We start from the raw sequence: 20423 nt of genomic DNA on the forward strand, positions 1-20423 counted from the left end.
CGGCCCCCCCCGGCGCCCCCTGCCAGCGCCTGCTGGGGCCGCCCGGCGGCCGGTGCCTCGCCGACCCGCCCCCGCCCCCCCGGCCGGCGGCCGCCCCCCCCCCCCCGCCCGGCCGGTTCGGACAGCGCCATCCGCCCGCCGTGCCGCACGCGCGCGAGGGCCTCCCGGCCGGCGTAGGCGCCCCAGTCCAGGTCGTTGTCCGGCAGCAGCGCGGGCAGCAGCACACGCACCCCCCGCGCGCGCAGCGCGTCGAGCAGCGCGAGGGTGCCCGGCTCGGCGCCCACGGAGACGTACGCGGCCACCGTGCGCGCCCGCGCCAGCTCGGGCAGCTCCAGCGCGCGCCGGGCCAGCGCCGTGGCGGCCTCGCTCACGTCGTCCGAGGTCAGCCGGGAGCGCTCGGCGAGCAGCTCCCGCCGCAGGGTCCGTTTGTCCGGCCCCGCCGTCCCTCCGATGTGGCTCAACGTCGCTCCCGTACCCTTCCTCGAAAAGTAAATGTGCTCATATGTGACCAATGAACCTGAGGCGCGGAGGGCCCCCAAACGCAGCGGTTAAGGTTGCCGCCATGAGTCACGCGCACCCCAGGATCAGCAAGGCTGTCATTCCCGCGGCAGGCCTCGGCACCCGGTTCCTTCCGGCTACCAAGGCCACTCCCAAGGAGATGCTGCCGGTCGTGGACAAGCCGGCGATCCAGTACGTGGTCGAGGAGGCCGTCTCCGCCGGTCTCGACGACGTCCTCATGGTGACGGGCCGCAACAAGCGCCCCCTGGAGGACCACTTCGACCGCAACTACGAGCTGGAATCGGCCCTGGAGAAGAAGGGTGACTCCGAACGGCTCGCCAAGGTGCGGGAGTCCAGCGACCTGGCGATGATCCACTACGTCCGCCAGGGCGACCCGAAGGGCCTGGGCCACGCGGTGCTCTGCGCGGCCCCGCACGTGGGCGAGGAACCGTTCGCGGTGCTGCTCGGCGACGACCTGATCGACCCCCGCGACCCGCTCCTCCAGCGGATGATCGAGGTCCAGGGGCAGTACGGCGGCAGCGTCGTCGCCCTCATGGAGGTCGCGCCCGAGCAGATCCACCTCTACGGGTGCGCGGCCGTGGAGGCCACCGGGGACAGCGACGTCGTCCAGGTGACCGGCCTGGTCGAGAAGCCCGAGCCGGCCGACGCCCCGTCGAACTACGCGATCATCGGCCGCTACGTCCTCGACCCGCACATCTTCGAGATACTGCGCAAGACGGAGCCCGGCCGGGGCGGCGAGATCCAGCTCACCGACGCCCTGCAGCGCCTCGCCCAGGAGGAGACCGTCGGCGGTCCGGTGCACGGCGTGGTCTTCAAGGGCCGCCGCTATGACACCGGCGACCGTGGCGACTACCTCCGTGCCATTGTCAGACTCGCGTGCGAACGTGATGACCTGGGCCCCGACTTCAGGACCTGGCTTCAGCGGTACGTAGCCGAGGAGATGTAACGACGTTGAGCAGCGCCGCGCACCACATCGCAGACCCGGACCGCCTGTGGTCGGTGGACGAGCATCTGGAGGACGTCCTCACCACCGTCCGCCCGCTCGAACCCATCGAGCTGCAACTGCTCGACGCCCAGGGGTGCGTCCTCGTCGAGGACGTCATGGTGCCGCTCTCGCTGCCGCCGTTCGACAACAGCTCCATGGACGGGTACGCGGTCCGGGTCGCGGACGTCGCCGGAGCGAGCGAGGAGTTCCCGGCCGCCCTGGAGGTCGTCGGGGACGTCGCCGCGGGCGCGGCCGAACCGGTCCGGGTGGGCCCCGGCCAGGCCGCCCGGATCATGACCGGCGCCCCGCTGCCGCCCGGCGCCGAGACCGTCGTGCCCGTGGAGTGGACCGACGGCGGGCTCGGCGAGGGCCCGGTGCGCGGCATGCGCGCCCGCAGCCTGGCCCCGGAGGGCGCCGCCGGGCAGGTGCGCGTGTACCGCCCCGCACAGGCACGCGCGCACGTGCGCGCGGCGGGCAGTGACGTGCAGGCGGGCGACCGCGCCCTGAAGGCCGGTACGGTCCTCGGGCCGCCGCAGATCGGGCTGCTCGCCGCGATCGGCCGCGGCACGGTCCGGGTGCGCCCGCGCCCGCGCGTGGTGGTCCTCTCCACCGGCAGCGAACTCGTCCAGCCCGGCGAGCAGTTGTCGCGCGGCCAGATCCACGACTCCAACAGCTTCGCGCTGACCGCCGCGGCCCGCGACGCCGGTGCCATCGGCTACCGGGTGGGCGCCGTCGCCGACGACGCCGACACCCTGCGCTCCACCATCGAGGACCAGCTCGTCCGGGCCGACCTGATGGTCACCACCGGCGGGGTGAGCGTCGGGGCGTACGACGTGGTCAAAGAAGCGCTGTCGCACGTCGGCGACGAGGACGAGCCGGGCGGCGGGGTGGAGTTCCGCAAGCTCGCCATGCAGCCGGGCAAGCCCCAGGGCTTCGGCACCGTCGGCCCCGACCACATCCCGCTGCTGGCGCTGCCCGGCAACCCCGTCTCGTCGTACGTCTCCTTCGAACTGTTCGTCCGCCCCGCGATCCGCACGCTCATGGGCCTGCCGGACGTGCACCGGCCGACGGCCCGCGCGAGACTGGCGGCGGACAAGGCCCTGACGTCGCCGCGCGGCCGCAGGCAGTTCCTGCGCGGGACGTACGCCGACGGCGAGGTGACCCCCGTCGGCGGCACCGGATCACACCTGATCGCGGCGCTCGCGCAGGCCGACGCGCTGATCGTCGTCCCCGAGGACAGCGAGTCCGTCGAGCCCGGTGCCGAGGTCGAGGTGGTCCTGCTCGGCTGACCGGCCCGACTTGGCGGTAGCGTGTCGCGCACAACAGGCCCGCGCACCGCACCGCGCCGGGCCCGGACCGGGAGCGCCACAGAGCATGACCACACCTTCCCGGGGGGAGACCCCCCGACCCGTGCAGGACCGAGCGCAGGGCGGCGTGCGGGACCAGGACCGACTGACGCACATCGACGAGGCGGGCGCCGCCCGGATGGTCGACGTGTCCGGCAAGGACGTGACCGCGCGCACGGCCCGGGCCACCGGCCGGGTACTCGTCTCGCCCCGCGTCGTCGAGCTGCTGCGCGGCGAGGGAGTGCCCAAGGGCGACGCCCTCGCCACCGCCCGCATCGCCGGGATCATGGGGGCCAAGCGCACCCCGGACCTCATCCCGCTGTGCCACCCGTTGTCGGTGTCGGGTGTGAGACTGGAACTGTCGGTCGCGGACGAGGCCGTGGAGATCACGGCCACCGTGAAGACGACGGACCGCACGGGCGTGGAGATGGAGGCGCTCACCGCGGTCTCCGTCGCCGCGCTCACCGTGATCGACATGGTCAAGGCGGTCGACAAGGGGGCGGTCATCACGGACGTCAGGGTCGAGGAGAAGACAGGCGGCAAGTCCGGAGACTGGAGCCGGGCATGACCTCCGGCGCACAGACGGGCGGCGCCCTGCCCGGGCCGTACAGCGCTCTCGTGGTCACGGCCTCCAACCGGGCCGCCGCCGGGGTCTACGAGGACCGGGGCGGTCCGCTGGTCGCCGACGGCCTGAAGCGCCTCGGCTTCGCCGTCGACGGACCCCAGGTGGTCCCCGACGGCGACCCGGTCCGGGCCGCGCTGCGCGCCGCCGTCGAGGCCGGGTACGACGTCGTGGTCACCACCGGCGGCACCGGTATCTCGCCCACCGACCGCACACCCGAGGCGACCCGCAGCGTGATCGACCAGGAGGTGCCGGGCATCGCGGAGGCCATCCGGGCGTTCGGCCGGGAGAAGGTGCCGACCGCGGCGCTCTCGCGGGGACTGGCCGGGGTGGCCGGTCGGACCCTGATCGTCAACCTGCCGGGATCCACCGGCGGGGTGAAGGACGGACTGGCCGTTCTGGAGCCCCTGTTGACGCACGCCGTTGACCAGGTGCGCGGCGGTGACCATCCCAGACCCGCCGCCGGTCCCGGGGGTGCGAGCTGAACAGCCCAACCTGGCCCGTGGTCCTCGCGGAGGGCGATGTCGTCCTGCGGCCGATAAAGCTGCGCGACCAACGGGTCTGGCGCGAGGTGAACCGGCGCAACCGCACCTGGCTCAGGCCCTGGGAGGCGACCGTCCCGCCGCCCACGCCCGGCGGCCCGATCACCCACCGGCCGACCTACCGCCAGATGGTGCGGCACCTGCGTGCGGAGGCCAGGGCGGGCCGGATGCTGCCGTTCGTCATCGAGTACCAGGGGCGGCTGGTCGGGCAGTTGACGGTGGCCGGGATCACCTGGGGTTCGATGTGCTCCGGGCACGTGGGGTACTGGGTGGACGAGGCGGTGGCGGGCCGCGGGGTGATGCCGACGGCCGTGGCGCTGGTCGTGGACCACTGTTTCCACACCGTGGGACTGCACCGCCTCGAGGTCTGCATTCGCCCCGAGAACGGCCCGAGCCGCCGGGTCGTGGAGAAACTCGGATTCCGCGAGGAGGGGCTGCGCCCGCGATATCTGCACATCGACGGGGCCTGGCGGGATCACCTGGTCTTCGCGCTGACCGCGGAAGAGGTGCCGGACGGGCTGCTGAGCCGCTGGCGGCGCACCCGCGCCGACCGGACGCCCAAGGGAAACCCGGCCTGACCCTCCCGCCCCCCTGCCCTCTCCCGCCCTCTTCCGCCTCTCCGGGCACGACCCCGGCGATCACTGATTAAAATTGAATAAGTGTTCGAATTTGAGCGTGGTCTGATCGGCTCGTACCGTGTAATTCCCCGCCCTGATGGTCGGCTGATCGCATCGGTCGCAAAAAAAGTTCGAAATATCAGCCAGATCGTGCGACACACCGGCCCAATTGGCCGATGGCCTCACGCAAACCCCTCTACGGTGTGAGGCGTGAGCAGCAGCGGCCTCATCTACGCAGTCATTGTCGGGGCCTGGGCCGCCTACTTGGTGCCGATGTGGCTCCGTAGGCAGGACGAGCTGAACGAGGCCCGTCCGACGGAACGCTTCAGCACCGCCATCCGGCTGCTGTCCGGACGGGCGGGCATGGAACGCCGTTACGCCAGGGACCTCAGGGCGCGCTCCGCCGACGAGGGGGAGTCCAGCGCCGCGGAACCGGACGCCGTCACCGACTCGGTGGACGTCCGGGCCTTCGCCGTACCCCCGGGCCGTGCGGACGTTCCCGCGCCCGGGGTCGAGGCCGGGCGGACGGCCCGGCCCACGGCACCGCCCGCACCGGCGGCCCGGGTGACGGCACCGGCGGCGGAGTCCGCACCGGCGCCGGATCACGGCCCCGAGGCGGAGGCCGTCCGGGCGGACGAGGGCGCCCCCGCCCGCAAGCGGATCCCCGCGGCCCGGCGCGCACCCGGCGCGGAGGCGGCAGCAGCACGCGCCCGGCGCTCGAAGGTGCTCGCGCGCCGCCGACGCACCACCGTCGTGCTCTTCCTCGCCTTCACCGTGGGTGCGGTCGTCGCCGCCGTCGGCGGGCTCGCCTTCCTGTGGGCGCCGGCCGCGCCCGCCGTGCTGCTCAGCGCGTACATCGCCTACCTGCGCACCCAGGAGCGGCGCCGCTTCGCCTACCAGATGGACCGCCGCAGCGCCGAGGCCGCCGCGCAGCGGCTGCGGGAGAGCCGCCGCCAGCCGCGGCGGCGCGCGCCCGTGGGCGCGACCACGGAGGCGGACCTGGAGGAGCCGGACGCGGGTCCCGAGCCGGAGACGGACCCGGGACTGTCCGCGCTCGCCGCCGACCGGCGCGCCCTGGTCGAGCAGACGGACCACGCGGAGTGGCTGGACCAGCAGCAGCGCGAGCGCCGGCGGCGCCCCGGCCGCGGGGACAGCTGGGACCCGGTGCCCGTGCCGCTGCCGACCTACGTGACCGCGCCGGTCGCCCCGCGGGCCACCTCCGACGTGGACCTGGGCGCACCGGACACGTGGAGCTCGGCACGCTCGTCCTCAGCCGTGCCCGAGCAGGAGGCGGCCCCCGCCGCCGAGGAGCCGCAGGCGCCCGCGGCGGGCGCGGCGGACGCGGAGGACCGCCCCGCCGCCGACGGCCGCACCGACGCCCGCCGTGCCGCCTCGGCCCGCCGCTCCCGCGAGCGCGGCCGTACCCCGCTCTTCGACCAGTACGAGGACGGCGACCGCCCGCGCGCGGCCAACGAGTAGGGCGCGACGACGAGCGCCCGGCGAAGGAGCGCCCCGGGCCCGGTGACACAGCCTCAGGAGCCACCCGGGACCCCCGTCGCTGACCAGCCCGGGAACGGATTTCCAACCACCCGGATGAGGATGCTAGAGTTTCACTCGTTGCAAGGGCCTGTGGCGCAGTCCGGTAGCGCACCTCGTTCGCATCGAGGGGGCCAGGGGTTCAAATCCCCTCAGGTCCACGCAGGGCCGTTCGCGGATTAGTTCGCGAACGGTTCGCGAGATCCCGATCAGACGGTCATCGTCGGGTCGGGATCTCGCCGTTTCAGGCGTGGTTAGTACGCAAGTCTGCTCACCGGCTCGCTGGGACGACGCCCGTCGGGCGGCGGGCCGGGATCGGCGGTGGAGATGCGGGCATGCCGCAGGGACCGCGGGCGTGGGGCCGTGTGCCTGCGGTCTCGCGACTCGTCGATCTTCAGATGTAGCCTCGGCGGCCGGTCATGGGCTCCGACTTATGGCACCGCTTGCGGGCTGCTGAGCGCTCAGAAGCGTGGGGTAGGGAACGAGGACCTCGTCGGCCCCCAGATCGAGGGCCGTGCGGGCGCTCTCCTTGCTGGCCCTGCGGAAGCGCTCCAGCTCGATGATGTTCTCGACCATCACCGTGATCGCTGCCAGGAGACTCTGGGCGACCCGTCCGCGGGGTTGCCGCTTCTCGCGGGCGTGGAGGGCTGCGTCGACCGATTTGAGGCGGCCGTTCCCCCCTTCGATGTGGGACCGCAGCGTCTGGTAGGCCAGGGCCCAGGACGTGGTTTGCCAGGGCAGGTCCTGCCGCATGCGCGGCATCACGTGTGCCTGCACGGTGACGGAGGACTGGTCGCAACATTTGGGTCGCTCCCCGAACGGCAGGCTCGGGACCGTGATCGTCGGCCGGCCCGCAGGATGGGCCCTACGACTGCGGGGATCTTCCAGGTCGATGACCGCCGGCACCTGGGCGGCCCTGCTGGAGCTGCGTCGTTCCCGCTCTGCGGCCCAGGCACAGTTCACTTTCGCCGCGGGACAGGAGTACCGCTCATTGCCGCGCTCGTCCGCCGTGGCCTTGCGGACGAGCGCGTAGGGCTCGATTTCGCGCAGCTGCTCCCGCAGCGGGATGCGCTCGTTCTCGTTCTTTGTGTCCCGGATGCGCTGGTAGAGATCGAGCAGGGGGCGGGGTGTCCGAGGACAGAAGAGGCGTCCTACTTTGGCGATTGCGCCCTGGTGGTGGGCCTCGGGACCGACCTGGGTCTTTGTGAGGTCGAGCACGGGCATGAAGCCGAGGGCGCGAAGGGGCTGGTGGAAGTCCTCGGGATGGAGCTTGGTGTAGGCGCGGTCGGCTGCGGCGAAACCGCGCATGCGGGTCAGGTGGGAGAGGATCATGCTGACGTAATGGGCATGACGCCCCATGTCCTTCTGCGGCGTGTGCAGGACCATGCCGAGGGTCAACTGCGGGTACCGCCCGGCCCGTGCGGGGTCGGCGTGGGCGGCGATCGCCAGTGTGGCGCTGTAGCCGAACTCCCGGTCTCCACCGCCCTTGTAGTGCCAGTTGGCGCTCGCCTCGAGAGAGGAGCGCTTGCGCGTGTGGGGGCGGGCCCAACTTGGCACGGCCGTCGTGTCGATGGCGATGTCACCGTGCCAGTGGCGCATCAGCCCCTTGGTGAAGGCGATGCGGACAGGTGTGGTGACCAGCCTGTTGGCGAGCTCTTCCAGGCGCCGCAGCGCGGACTCGCCCTCAGGGCCGTTCCAAGCGGCAGCGACCCTGCGGCCCTCGGCCCGGCTCAAACGGCTGCGCCGCTCGTGCGGGGCCGGGTCGAGGATCCTCACGAGGCGGCTCCACGCCCGGTGGAAGCGGTTGTAGAGGGCGTTGACCGCATCTTGGTCTTCAATGTCACAGGTGGGTACGCCCAGCTCTGCGCGCAGGCGGTCACTGATGCCGAAGGTGATGGTCTCGAAGGCGTCGTCGAGATTGGTGCTGGCCTTCTCGTAACAGGCGCACACGAGCCCCAACAGAACCAGGCCCACGGGGTACCCCCGGGGCCCGGGAAGGGCTGCGAAGCGCCCTTCCACCTCCTCCACGATGCCGCTGCGTCGCAGGACGAGGTGCAGCTTCCTCACACGCCCGTCGTCCAGCTTGGACGGCTCCGGTGAATGCGGGTACGGGCGTCTCGGCCGTCCATTGCCCGCCTGATACCGGGGGTCGTCCGCAGGGGTCCTCATGCCCAGCCCCGGAGCATGCGCCTGGTTGCCTCCGCAGTGAGCTTCGGCACCCAGCTCCGGTACGGGGCGAGCCCCGCGGTCGAGCTCATGCCTGCCGCCGCGGCGACCACGTCCTCGGGAACGCGTTGCCGCAGCAGCTCGACGATCCACGAGCTGCGGAGCCGGGCCAGTTTCAGCTCGGGCAGGCCGGTGGATCTACCCTGGGTGCGCTTCACCCAGTTCGTGATCCCGTTCTTGGGTTCCGGCGTCTGGCGCTGCGGCAGGAAGAGGTAACCGTCGCCCGCGGAGCGGGCACGGTCGGCGAGGACCTGCTCCCACATGGCGCGGCAGACGACGAGGCGGTCACTGCCGGGAACGGTGACCACGACGGTTTCGGAAGGCAGCACGGTGACGTGGGTCCCACGGGCGGCGAGCACTTCCCGGCGCGAGAGACCGCAGCCCGCGCCCAGCGCGAGAAGGGCGAGGGCGCTGCCGCCGTGCGTGCTGAGCGGCGGCAGGCCCCGCGCCCACATCAAGAAGCGAGCCAGCTCGGGGGGGCGTGTACGGAGCGGGGCGTTGCCGGGAGGCACGCAGCTTTGGCGCGGGCTGCTGACCGGTCTCGAGCCACAGGAGCGCTTCCCGGACCCGCAGCAGGATGCAGCGGTATGTCTGCAGGGTGCTGCCCCGGAGGCTGGGACGCGTGATCAGGTAGCGGGTGATCGTTTCGGGGGCGAGCCAGGTCAGCGGATCGCGGGCGAGACCGGCGCGCTCGGCGAACGTCGCGAGGCCGGAAAGCACCAGCATCAGCTTCGGCACCGTGTACGGGACCGAATCGCACGTCGCAGCGGCCACCATGCGGACGCCGTCGGCGACCAGGGGCCATTCCGCCGGCTCCTCCAGCGGCCGGTAGCCGAGGATCGCGCCGCTCACATCCCTCTCCAAAGGAACACACCACGAGAAGTGGCTATGCAAGTAGCCGCCCTTGCCGTGAGTGTGCACTTCGACCGTCAGGAGCGCATCCTCATGACCGGAGGACGTGGCCGCAGCGTGGCGCCGCGGGAACTGGCCGCGGACCCGGAGAACTGGCCCGACGCGGTGATCCCCGACCACCCCCAGGCCAGGGTGGTCCAAGCCATTGCGAGGTCGCTGGCCAGGTACGTCAACCAGGAGGGTCTCGGTCTCCGCCGCGTAGCCGCGCTCAGCGGGGTGAATCGACAGGCCATCGCGAACTTGCTGGCCGGCGACAGCTGGCCCGACGTGGCCACACTGAGCCGGTTGGAGGACGGACTCGGAATCGGTCTGTACCCGGGTTCGTCGGGACCGGGGTCTCGGCATTGCTGAACCTCCCACTCGCCCGCGCTTGTGTACGCGGGCAGGGTGAAATCGGCCCAGCACGCCCTCCGAGTGGCCCAGTGGTGGGTTACGCTCCGAGGGCATGCTGAAGCCCGTTGCAGGTCTCACGTGCACCGGTGCCGCTGAGCTTCCACCTCGGCGGCACCACTCATTTGTCCGACCGTCACGTCAGTCGCCTGCGTGACGTCGTTCCTTCGAGCGATCCTTAGGCAGCCTCCTCCATCTGGTCGGAGGGTCCGGTGAAGAGGCCCGGGCCAACCTTGCGGAGGTGACCTCCGTCGACGAGGCGCTTCAGCGCTGCACGGATGCCCTCGACCTGAGTCCGCTTGGGATTGGTGCGCCCCAGGGCGATAGCCACTTCCTTGGGGCGAAGTGGACGATCCGCGCTCGATACGAGCGTCACGATGCGAACGCTCACCGGACCGAGTTCGCGCCTGTCGTGCGAGCGCCGGCGCCTTTGCGGAAGAACCCGATCGGCCCCTGGTGCGGTTGCGTCCGAAAAGGAGGAGCTTGTGAAGCCCTCGCCATCTTCCGCTGGCTCGTCATCCGCCTCTGGGGCGGGCGGCTGCTCCTTGGCCGGGGGCTGGTCCTCCGAGAAAGAGAATCTAGTCGGGTTTTCAAGCAGCGCTTGAACCGTCCGCCGGGTGATGGCCAGGTGCGCCAGGCGCTCCTCCAGGCTCGCCACCTCACTCCGCAAGCGATCGAGAGCCTCTCGGACCGCACCTTCTTCTGCGTCCAGACGCTGGAAGAGTGTCTCGCCCCCCACTGCTACTCCTGTCCCCGGCTGGCCTGCGCACCCCTGTTGCCTGGGCTGCGCTGCACGAGTGCGACGGTCAAGACTGTAAGGCGCGGATGTGCTGCTAGGTCCCCAAAGTTGCCCTATTTCACCCGACCGGGAAGAGCAGTCCTACGTGTTGCCTGCGTGTAGGGACCACGCGAGTTGTGCACGAACCCCTACCCGCGCACTGTGGCTAGTGCAGGGTGATCCGGCCGTCCGGCAGCCACCCCTCGAGGTATCCGGCCACCAATGTGGCTGTGGTGTCTTCATAGGGCTCGAGCAGGACATCGTCCAAGCTGGTCGTCGGTACCCAACGCATTGACCGGGTTGCGTCAGCCTTTCCGCTCACGGGCGGGGCCGCAGACCGCTTGGTGCGAGCGAGTGAGACGCGACGCTCCGTCCGGATGGCAGGCGAACCGTGCACTGGCGGTAGTGCCAGGCGGCACCCCACGACCGACCCCCATCGCAACGGATGGCCAGCAAAGCAGTGGGCGGATAGGCGGATGGCTGCTTCCGCATAGGTCTCCTGAGCATGGACCGTGCCCTCGGGCAACGTCCATGCCGAGGTGCCGCGCGAGCATCGGAGGAGGGCCACACGCTCCTCGTCATCGATGACCACCAACGTCGCCAGGCGGCGAAAGGCAGGACTGGGGAGAAGCATGCACACAGCATGACGTGTGGCTATATAAATAGCCACATATGTGGTTCCGTACGGCGGATCGCGATAGGACGCAACCGAGGGCATTACTGGCGGCACTGGGCAAGCCCAAGCCCTGGCCCTGCTGGCTGCGAGGTCGGGACAGCCTGCAGAGCAGGAAGCCGGTGCTCGCTAGTAGAGGACGTGACGGCGCCCCGGACGCATTCGCACCCGGGACGCCGTCACTCAGTCAGGACTAGAGGTGGCAGACCGCGCACGCAGGCGAGTCATCGTCCTCGTCGTGCGCGTCGGAGAGGATCTCCAACAAAGGACGATTGGGCTTCAGGCGCTTCGCGGCCCGTTCCATCGCATCCCTGTGCTTGGCCTCGATCTCCTCGCGACGCTCTATGAGTTCACCGAGGGACTCGTTCTGGGACCAGGTGTACTTGCGTCCCGCGGTCGCAGCGTGCTGGTGCTTGACCTTCTCCTCGTACTCAACGGCCTTCTGGAAGAGGTCGGGATGACGGTCCTTGAGGCCCACCCACTCGTGCTTGCGCTGGAAGAAGCAGAAGTAACAACCCGAGCGAGTACGCCACTCGTAGTAGTCGGGGAGGCCGATGCCGGCCTCGTCCAGGATCCGGTCGACGCCCTCGCGGTCGATGCCGTCCTCGCGGAAGGGGAAGACCGCAGTGATGTTGGGCTTGGTGCTGACGTAGCCGAGACGGTTCTCGTCGGCACGGATGGCGACGTACGAGACGGCCTCGTCGTCGCCGATCCATTCCTCGAGCGGCCTTATCTTCAGGTTCTTCGTGCACCAGCGCATCTGCGGGCTGGGCAGGGTGCCCTGGTAGACCTCCAGCCAGTGGTCGAAGTCCCGGGAGGAGTTGAGCCGTTGGATGGGCTTACCGAGGGCGCCTTCGAGTCGGTTGAGGTACTCGTACGTCTCGGGCAACTCGGCGCCGGTGTCACAGAAGAAGTACTCCATGTCCGGCACGCGGTCACGCATGTAGATCGCGAGGGCCGAGGAGTCCTTACCCCCAGAGATGCCGAGGACGTGACGCTTCTTGCTGCTGGAGCCGTCGGTGGCGGTCACGGCTACTCCTTCCTGTCGGATGAGGCGTCGTCCTGGCCGGACAGGCGCTCTGCCAGGGCGGCGAGCAGGATGCGCGCGCCGTCGGGGCCCAGTGCTTCCTCAGCTTGCCTGATGACACTGACAACGAGCTCACCCACGGCATTCCGCGAATCCCTCGGGACGTGGATGAGGGTCCGCTCCTCGGCCCCCTGGGGAGTGGTGAGGGTCAGCAGGTGGGTGTCGATCTGACGCTGCCGCGGCTGCTCGCTGTCGCGGAGTCCCTCGGCGTCCTGCCTGGTCGCCTCTTCCTCCACGACGTTGTAGAGGTGGCTCACGCGGTCCAGCGCACGGGCCCTGTCCCGTACGACGCGGGGGAAAGCATCAGCGTCGCGATCGGTCCAGTCCCCCAGGGCCTGGTTGACGAGCTGGACCACGACCGTGCCGAGCCAGTCGTCGTCCGGGAGCATCTCGTTGATCACCCGCGTCACGAAGCCGTGGAGGCTCACTTCGAGGGAGGCGGCGGCGAAGCCGCGCATGCGCAATGCCAGACCGGCGCGCAGCTCACTCGTGCTGGACGCGGGGATCCGGAACTCTTTCGCCAGCGTTTCGACCACGTAGCTCCGCAGGCTGGCGCTGGCGTTGGTGAGCTCGTTGAGCGCTGCGGTGAGGCGCGCGACGTAAGCCTCTGCCGCCTCGGGGTCCTTCTGGGTGCTCGGAGTGATCCCCTCGAGACCGAGTGCTCGGGGCAGCTCTTCGAAGACCAGCCTGTCCGGGTCGGTCGCCTTGGACAACACCTCACGGATGGCAAGCGTGTCGGCGCTGAGCCGCCGGGTTTTCCGCGAGTACTGGTCCAGCACCATCACCCGTTCCAACATCCCGCGCGTGACCGCGAGCAACGCGGGGTTTCGGTTGGCGCGGCTGCGGGGGATGTCGACGCCGAGCGATTTCACCAGGCTGTCGAGAACGAGTCGGCGCTGGCCCCGGCCGACGGGAGTGGCCTTTACGGTGAAGCGTTCCGGGTAGGGGACGTTGAGGCGCTCCATGATGGCGGAGGTGAGGCGGGGGCAGTAGTTGCCCTCCTCGAAGAGCGCTACGTCGTTGCCGCGCAGGATCAGCCCTGCGACCATCAGGATCGGGACGACACCGGCCTTCACGCCGTAAGGAGGGGCCATGAGCCGCTGGTAGATGTCCACGATGCTGGTCGGTTCCGTGGCCGCGCTCAGTGCCTCCTCGAGCGCTTCCCACACCGGAACGGCACTCGCGTTCACATCGGCGCTGGGACGGGACATCCCGTGCGTGTGGAGGCTTCCGCCGGAACTCTGACCGCCGCTGACTTCTCCCGCCGCCCGGTGCAGCCCGAGGTGTTCGACCACACCGTCGTAGAGGGCCCGCTCCGCGGGGAACTTGTCCGCGGGCCAGCCGAGCCGCGGCAACCCAGTCTTTTCGATCATCGCGGTGAGGACTTCGCGGCGGGTGCGGACGGCGTTGCTGGTGAGCTGGTGGCGGCCCACCATCTCGTTTCGCACGTGCGGGGTCTGGTGGTAGACCACGTTGCACGCCTCGGAGACTAGCCCTGCGTAACTGCGGGCCTTGAGCTCCATGGCGGGAGGGCTGTCGGTCTCCTCACCGCTCTTCCACAGGTACCAGCTCGATTCGTCGCTGCCCGGCCGGAACGCCTCGGCGAGCATGGCGGTGATGCGCTGGGAGAACTCTCCGGCTCGCTCGCTGACCTCTCGGCGGGCGACGTGGTCCAAGTCCTCCTCACCCATGAGGTCCTGGAGCGCCACGAGCGTGGTACCGGCCTCCAGCACTGCCTCGGGGTTCTTGGTGACCCCGACGACAACAGGAAGAGGGGAATCGACGCGCGGGCTGCTCTCCAGGTCGCCCAGGTGGAAGACGAGCATGCCGTCGGCTGCGTCCTGGACGATCCTCGGCCCGCGCAGCTTCTCGATCTGGTGGCTCACAGCGGTCACGAAGTGCCGCTGCATTCCGGTGAGCTGGCTGTGTGCGCCGGCCGCTACCGCGTTCGGCAGGACGTTCGTTCCGAGGTGCTTGTTGAAGTAGCGCACCACGTCGTCCGGGCGCAGTTGTGTGGCGATTTCGCGCACCCGGGCGTCGATGTCGACATCGGTGCCCTGCCAGATCCGGTACTCGTTGCTGTACTCACGGTGAACGACAAGCCCGTCCTTCACGAGCTTGTCCAGCCGCTCCTTCAGCTCTCCGAACCGCTCGGTGTCGGCGACGTCAAGCGGATCGTTCAACGCGAACTGGATCATCGCAGGAGTGGCGCGGAGCAAGCCGTCGGCGTCGATGAGATTCAGGACGCCGATCGCCTTGAGCAGCTCTTGGTCTGCGTCAGGAAGACCGTGTGCCTCCTCGAGGCGGGCGTTGATCTCTAGCCATCGACTGGCCTTGGAGGAGGCAAGGATCGTGGCGCGGCCCGCGGAGAAGAAAAAGTCGTAGAGCTGCGGGATCCTGATCGTCGTGGCCCGCTCCGGAGACTCCTCGGAGAAGGTGGCGAGACTGCGGCGCACCGTGTACGGCTCGTCGTTGACCAGGAAGCCACTTAGGCTGCGGTCGTTCTGACCGATTTGCGAGGCCATGAGGGGGCCGGCCACTGCGGTGAGCGGATGCAACGGGTAGAGGTTGGCGAACGACTCGACCGAGATGTCGACCACTGAGTGCAGAGAGCGATCCCGCCAGATGGTGTGCGCTGCCTCCGCCTGGGCCTGAATCAGCTTGCGGCCCCGGTCCGATACCTCGGCGTGGGACAACTTCCTCTGGAGGAGGTAGACGGCGTCCCCCAAATTGGGGGCGAAGGTGACGTCCTCAAAGCGCCCTTGGATCTTGGCCCACTCCTGTGTCTGGACCGAGCTGGCCCGCGAAGCGTAGTCAGTGAAGGCCAGGTGCTGCAGGGTGAACATGAACAGCGGCAACCCGCTGGGGCCGGTGCCCCTCTCTGCGAGCACCTGGAGGAGGAAGGCGTCGCTCTTGGCGCTGCTGTTGTCACTGGTGGAGACGATGTACTCGAGTGACTTGCCGAACTCATCGATGATCAGCAGGAGCGGTGCCTTGCTGCACAGCAGAGTGATCGCATCGATCAGATTGTCGGTGGGGTCATCCGTCTCAGCGGCGCAGGTAGCCATGACGGCGGCGACGTCCTTCGGAACGCGCTTCTTCCACTTGCGCTCCACTGCAGTCTGAAGTGCCCGGTAGATCGTGGTGGCAAGCGGCTCCCGGCGTGCCGTGGTGACGGCCCCGAGGAAACCCTCAGTCGTGAGCGCTTCACGGTTCTCGACGATCTCCTGCGCCAACGCGTTGTTGGTAGCGGCCACAGCCTTTCGCGCAGCGGCGCTGCGTTTGGGGTCATGGCCCAGGAGGGCGTCGATCAGGTTCGAAAGGGTTGACTTGCCAGAGCCGTACGGACCGGTGAAGGACCAGGCTCGTGTCCTCTTGGGGTCCCGGAGCGCGGTGGCCACCCGGTCGAGCACGTCCAGGGCTCGGGTCCCCACGTACGGGGCATGCAGGTCCGGGTCCCGGACGTCGCGTTCCAGGTTGGTGGAGCGGAACTCCGTACCGACGAAGCTGATGCCATTAGGGACGTGCGCCCCCGAGCCCTTCGGCGCGGTGCGGGGCGAGGTCGTGGTGGCCGTGGTCACGCGAGCTCCTCGAGCATGTCAGTTTGCTGGGGGATGTGTCCCCGCACGGCGTTGGCATCGTCCGCGGTCTTCATCAGGCCGGGATTTTGACGTCCCCACTCCTCCGGAGTGGGGAACCCAGCGCGTTCGCGCACACGGCCGTACTGTTCGTCGAGGATGTCCCAGGCGAGCTTTTCCGGATTATCCGCGAAGCGGAGGCTGCTCTGGCCCAGGGACTCGACGATCTCCAGCTTGGGATGGTTCTCGACGAAGGCTTCGATCGACCTCAAGAGCTCCGGTTCGCGCATGTGGAAGGCGCGACCGGGGCCCCCTGGTTCGCCGGCGAGGCGGGCAAGGGAGATGGAGTCCGGCTTGCGGGTGAAGCGGGCCGCATAGTCGAGGCAGGCGTACAGGAGGACGCGTGGCGGGAGGCTCGGACGGATACCGCTGGTGAAGCGGTACGTGCGTTCCTTGCCACGGCCTCCTTGGTACTCAAGCAGGCCGAGCTCTTTGAAGGGGCAGAGGAGGGAGTCCTCAAAACTGCCGGGTGAGAGCGGGTTGGCCTCGGAGTCCGGCGCGTACATCTTGATGATGCAGTCGACGTCACGGGCGATCGACTCGGCAGCCGGCCAGCCCTCACGCTCGAAGCTGCTGTGCACCTCCCGGGTGATGAGGGCGGTCATCTCCTCGTGCGTGACGCGGGCGAGCGGCGCGAGGTGGAACATGACGTACCAGCTCGGCGCAAGGCATAGGGAGTCCTTGCTACCGGAGACCAGCCACCAGTGCAGCAGCCACAGGCTTCCGGTGTCCTCGAGGTAGGGATCTGCCCCGTCCTCGTCCAGCAACCACCGAGCTCGCCACGTCGGAGCAGCGGCGTAGGACCGTGCCTGTGCTTCTCCACTGCGGTACTCGTGTGTCAGTTTGAACGCCTGCGACCAGTAGCGCATGGAGTAGACCATGTTCTTGCCTACGCCCAGGCGGACGAGGGCGTCCGGGGCGTGGAAGAGCATTTCGTCCTTCTTGACGTGCAGGTATGCCTTGTGCAGCCAACCGAAACGCGGCGGGAAGCTCTCGTGCCTGTTGAATTTGAGTCCGACAACGTCGGAGAGGCGGCCTTCTGGCATTGCAGTCGAGCCCTTCAGGTCAAAGTTTGCGTGCGAAGTCTTGAAGTGCGGTCAAGAGCCGACGGTGGCATCCATGACCGCCCGTACTTGGGAGGCAGCTCGTACCGTGGCGGCAATGGCGTGAAGGATCTCTTGCTCTGTTGTCGCGTGGCCCAGCGAAAAGCGGACGGTGGAGTCAGCTGCGTCTCGGCTCAGTCCCATGGCGAGCAATACGTGGCTCGGGCTCGGTGCCCCCGCGGAACAGGCGCTGCCGTCAGATGCGGCTACGTCGGGCATCGAGGCGAGGAGAGCATCGGCAGGGGCGCCGGGGATAGTGATGCTCGAGACGCCGGGCAGCCTCGGGGCGCGCGAACCGTTGACGTGACTTCCGGGGATCCGCTCCAGGAGCTCGTTCTCCAGGAGATCGCGCAGCTTGGTGATGCGCGGGACTTCGTCGTCGAGTAGTCGGTGCGCAGCTTCGGCAGCGGCACCCAGGCCGACGATGCCGGGCACGTTGAGGGTGCCTGCACGCCAGCCACGCTCATGGTTCCCGCCGAAGACCAGCGGGCGCTGAGGCAGTGGAATACCACGACGGATGAAGAGAGCGCCCACGCCCTGCGGCCCACCGAACTTGTGGGCCGAAAGGGATAGAAGATCGACATTGAGACTGCTCAGGTCGAGGGGGAGCCGGCCGACGAACTGCGTCGCATCGGTGTGCACCAGGGCACGAGCAGCATGGGCTGCCTCGACGACGAGCGGGAGGTCGTTGATCACTCCAGTCTCGTTGTTGGCCAACATGATGGAGACGAGAGCAGCCCCATGCTGCCGAATGATGGCCCTGAACTCGTCTGTGTCGATCTGCCCGTCTCTGCCGACAGGCATAGTGATGAGAGTTTCCGAAGCACCGTTGGCGAGTGCTCGGGAGGTCTCCAACACTGCCGGATGCTCGACGGCAGAGGTAACGATCAACCCATGCTGCGCGTAAGCGGCTTGCAGGGCAAGGTTGTTGGCTTCCGTCGCGCCGGACGTGAAGATGAGTTCGCCAGGCGAGCAGCTCAGCAGGTCAGCGAGCTGTCGACGGGCTCGATCTACCTTGCTTGCGGCGTCACGGCCATGGTGATGGATGCTGGAGGCATTACCGACGGTGTGAAGTGCGCCACATGTGGCCTTGAGTGCCTCTGGTCGCATGGGGGCAGTCGCGTTGTAGTCGAGGTATACGGGCACCTCACGCATCGCCGCTTCCATGGTATGCCCCCACTAGACGTGTTCTGCTCTCTTTGTCGCTCCTGGTGCTTGTTCTCGATCGGTAGCTCGCGATCCACCAGGAGTGCCCTGAGATCCTAACGAACGTCCGAGGCGAGTGGGACCGGCGCGCCGCAGGAAGCACTTGTCCTGCGTTTACGAGCCATCCCCCATCGAGCCTTGAACTGCCCTGCTGCGGAAGCGCTGTGCACAGATACGCGCTGAGCGAAGCATGAAACCTGCCGATCGGTCCTCGCCTGCCAACGCTCCGCTCTACGCTTGATCAAGCGTCGTGGCCTACGCACTCTCTGTGGTCACGGCACGCGGTGCTGCACGGGAGGGGGCTTGTTGTCGATGAACCGTAGGTCTCACGTACCCGAGCGCATCCGTCCCCCTTCCACAGCCGGCCGGCATGGTGACGCAGGGACCCGGGGGAATACAGCACGGCCGCTCTAGATCACGGGAGATCATGGATGGAAACGCGCGAGATCTTCGATGCTGCGCCGCGGGCAGTGGCAGAGTTTCTCAGCGAAACTGGGCAAGGGCTCTATATCCCCCCGTATCAGCGGGCATACAGCTGGGAACCAGCGAAGGTCAAACGTCTCATTGCTGATGTTTCTCACGGTCTTGAACAAACAACTGAATTCGAAGACTCGATCTGTTTTCTTGGGACCGTCATCGCCCTTCGTGACCTCCAGTACACGACGGTCGAGCCTATCGATCGACCAATGGTGCCCCCCAAGGTGATGACCATCATCGACGGGCAACAGCGCCTTACGACGCTACTTCTGCTGACCACGGTCCTCCATGAAGAGATCAGCGTTCGTGCCAGGCGATTGCCGAAGAACGGCGGGGAAGCGCGGGACTGGTGCTACAACCAAGCGATCGACGTCACCAGCCGATTGACGGACACGTTTGAAGAGGACATGCGGTATGGCGAGGGCGATTTTCGCTATTACCCCCGCATGGTTCGCTCCTATCATGATGTGTGGTCTCGGCATGCAGATCGTGCGAAGTACGACTCGCCCATCGGATATTATCTCCATCAGTACGGTCGTTATGCGCGAGATGGAGAATCAACCAAGGATTACAAGCACGTCCCCTTCACGGAAGGGGAAGCTGCTGATGCGAATGCTCAGGCGCACAGAGGTCTTGAGGCCATCCGCACCTTGCTCCGTCGCACTCTCCGCAACGCCGTTTCGACATCAAGGAACGCGCGGGAAGACGAGACCGAGATCCTTTCCGCCGGCGCAATCGGTGAGTCCTCGAAACTGCAGGAAGCCCTGTTCAACAGCCCCTTCCCAGCATCAGTAGTCGAGGCCGCGAACGATGACGAGCGAATCGGATCCCTGCTCCGTTTGATCTTGTTCGCCAACTATCTACTCAACCGCGTTACCGTTGCTGTGGTCACGGCGAAACGGGAAGACTATGGGTTCGACATGTTCGAAGCCTTGAACACGACGGGGCAACCCCTCACCGCCATCGAGACGTTCAAGCCGAAGGCCATCCAGAACGAGGGGCTGAGTAGTTGGAACGGATCGGAGTCATACAACTACTTCGACACCGTCGAGAAGTATCTCGACCGGTCTTCATCAGCTGACCAACGTCAGACCGCGACCAGCAACATCCTCATCCCGTTTGCTCTCATGCACGACGGCACGCGCCTCAGCAAACGGTTGAGCGAGCAGCGCCGATACCTGCGTACTGCCTTCGATAAGGAAGCCGACCAGGCCGGACGTCGAACCTTCCTCCACTCGTTGGCCGAAGTGACACGGTTCGTGTCCGAGCCCTGGGTAACCCCTGGCAGCTTGCCGGAGCACGGTGACGACGAGCTCCGCCTGCAGGCAGAGCTCTGCCTGCAGGTTCTGCGTGAGGCCAAACATGAGATCGTGATCGCCCCGCTCACCCGTTACTTTGCTGCTCACCAGCTCAGCACCGGGGAGGAAATCGACAAGCGGGCGCATGAGTACCTCACCGCCGTACGTGCCGTTGGCGCCTTCTTTGCGCTATGGAGGGGCGCGTTCGGGGGGGACCCACGGCATAGACAACATCTACCGCAAACTCATGGCGTACGATCCCCAGACCAGCGGTGCCAGGTTCGCGCGCTTCGGTCAGGAATTGACCACTGTGCCGCCTGCAGAAGACATGCTGAGGTTCCTGCGCCAGCAACTCCAAAGCGAAGGAATTGCAGAGAGAAGCCAGTGGGTGGCAAAAGCAATGGCCACGCCCGTTTACTCAAGCTCTCGGCACCTGACCAAGCTGCTGCTCCTTGCCGCCTCCAATGA

The 20423-nt window shown here is 68.0% G+C and carries 17 protein-coding genes and 1 tRNA gene; 9 read left to right on the top strand and 9 right to left on the bottom strand.

Annotation, left to right across the window (positions count from 1 at the left end; all coding sequences use genetic code 11):
- Positions 1–461, bottom strand: a 461-nt coding sequence (locus ACFC02_RS31300) for a 5-formyltetrahydrofolate cyclo-ligase (protein ID WP_376364634.1), incomplete at its 3' end; no start/stop codon positions are given.
- A 101-nt stretch (positions 462–562) separates the two neighbouring features.
- Between ACFC02_RS31300 and galU the strand changes: the two genes are divergently transcribed.
- From galU to ACFC02_RS31335, 7 genes are all read left to right on the top strand, one after another.
- Positions 563–1465, top strand: a complete 903-nt coding sequence (gene galU / locus ACFC02_RS31305) for a UTP--glucose-1-phosphate uridylyltransferase GalU (RefSeq protein ID WP_376364637.1) — start codon at positions 563–565, stop codon at positions 1463–1465.
- 5 nt (positions 1466–1470) lie between these two features.
- Positions 1471–2793 (top strand): gephyrin-like molybdotransferase Glp, encoded by a 1323-nt coding sequence (gene glp, locus ACFC02_RS31310; protein WP_376364640.1) that lies wholly within the window; start codon positions 1471–1473, stop codon positions 2791–2793.
- Positions 2794–2878: 85 nt separating this feature from the next.
- Entirely contained in the window at positions 2879–3418 is a 540-nt protein-coding gene (moaC, locus tag ACFC02_RS31315) for a cyclic pyranopterin monophosphate synthase MoaC (protein ID WP_376364643.1), read from the top strand.
- Positions 3415–3957 carry a molybdenum cofactor biosynthesis protein B gene (locus ACFC02_RS31320; RefSeq protein ID WP_376364646.1) on the top strand — a complete coding sequence of 181 codons (543 nt, stop codon included), beginning with the start codon at positions 3415–3417 and terminating at the stop codon, positions 3955–3957. Before moaC ends, ACFC02_RS31320 begins: the two co-directional genes overlap by 4 nt.
- Before the next feature lie 17 nt (positions 3958–3974).
- Positions 3975–4592, top strand: a complete 618-nt coding sequence (locus tag ACFC02_RS31325; protein WP_376364649.1) for a GNAT family N-acetyltransferase — start codon at positions 3975–3977, stop codon at positions 4590–4592.
- A gap of 249 nt (positions 4593–4841) precedes the next feature.
- On the top strand, positions 4842–6110 hold the full coding sequence (glpR, locus tag ACFC02_RS31330; protein ID WP_376364652.1) for a gephyrin-like molybdotransferase receptor GlpR: 1269 nt from the start codon (positions 4842–4844) through the stop codon (positions 6108–6110).
- Positions 6111–6254: 144 nt separating this feature from the next.
- Positions 6255–6328, top strand: a tRNA-Ala gene (locus tag ACFC02_RS31335).
- A gap of 256 nt (positions 6329–6584) precedes the next feature.
- On the opposite strand, the gene ACFC02_RS31340 is transcribed toward ACFC02_RS31335, so the two are convergent.
- Complete coding sequence (locus ACFC02_RS31340; protein ID WP_376364656.1) at positions 6585–8234, bottom strand: hypothetical protein; 1650 nt, start codon at positions 8232–8234, stop codon at positions 6585–6587.
- Positions 8235–8332: 98 nt separating this feature from the next.
- Positions 8333–8851 carry a hypothetical protein gene (locus ACFC02_RS31345; RefSeq protein WP_376364659.1) on the bottom strand — a complete coding sequence of 173 codons (519 nt, stop codon included), beginning with the start codon at positions 8849–8851 and terminating at the stop codon, positions 8333–8335.
- Between the two features lie 487 nt (positions 8852–9338).
- Here ACFC02_RS31345 and ACFC02_RS31350 point away from each other — a divergent pair, with 487 nt between their 5' ends.
- Entirely contained in the window at positions 9339–9656 is a 318-nt protein-coding gene (locus ACFC02_RS31350) for a helix-turn-helix domain-containing protein (protein ID WP_376364662.1), read from the top strand.
- A 217-nt stretch (positions 9657–9873) separates the two neighbouring features.
- Here ACFC02_RS31350 and ACFC02_RS31355 read toward each other — a convergent pair whose 3' ends face one another.
- The 6 genes from ACFC02_RS31355 to ACFC02_RS31380 all read right to left on the bottom strand — a co-directional run bounded on the left by ACFC02_RS31355 (position 9874) and on the right by ACFC02_RS31380 (position 18141).
- Complete coding sequence (locus ACFC02_RS31355; protein ID WP_376364665.1) at positions 9874–10353, bottom strand: hypothetical protein; 480 nt, start codon at positions 10351–10353, stop codon at positions 9874–9876.
- Positions 10354–10639: 286 nt separating this feature from the next.
- Complete coding sequence (locus ACFC02_RS31360; RefSeq protein WP_376364668.1) at positions 10640–11191, bottom strand: NUDIX hydrolase; 552 nt, start codon at positions 11189–11191, stop codon at positions 10640–10642.
- Positions 11192–11339: 148 nt separating this feature from the next.
- Positions 11340–12176, bottom strand: a complete 837-nt coding sequence (locus ACFC02_RS31365) for a phosphoadenosine phosphosulfate reductase family protein (RefSeq protein WP_376364671.1) — start codon at positions 12174–12176, stop codon at positions 11340–11342.
- A 2-nt stretch (positions 12177–12178) separates the two neighbouring features.
- Complete coding sequence (locus tag ACFC02_RS31370; protein ID WP_376364674.1) at positions 12179–15814, bottom strand: ATP-binding protein; 3636 nt, start codon at positions 15812–15814, stop codon at positions 12179–12181.
- Positions 15811–16917 carry a DUF4007 family protein gene (locus tag ACFC02_RS31375; protein ID WP_376364677.1) on the bottom strand — a complete coding sequence of 369 codons (1107 nt, stop codon included), beginning with the start codon at positions 16915–16917 and terminating at the stop codon, positions 15811–15813. The genes ACFC02_RS31370 and ACFC02_RS31375 overlap by 4 nt, the downstream gene beginning before the upstream one ends.
- Positions 16918–16968: 51 nt before the next feature.
- The gene (locus tag ACFC02_RS31380) at positions 16969–18141 is read right to left on the bottom strand and encodes a cysteine desulfurase family protein (RefSeq protein ID WP_376364680.1); all 1173 of its coding nucleotides are present in this window, start codon (positions 18139–18141) and stop codon (positions 16969–16971) included.
- Between the two features lie 470 nt (positions 18142–18611).
- Between ACFC02_RS31380 and ACFC02_RS31385 the strand changes: the two genes are divergently transcribed.
- Entirely contained in the window at positions 18612–20423 is a 1812-nt protein-coding gene (locus ACFC02_RS31385; RefSeq protein ID WP_376364683.1) for a DUF262 domain-containing protein, read from the top strand.

It is taken from the genome of Streptomyces sp. NPDC056160 (assembly GCF_042268205.1).
Lineage (GTDB): Bacteria > Actinomycetota > Actinomycetes > Streptomycetales > Streptomycetaceae > Streptomyces.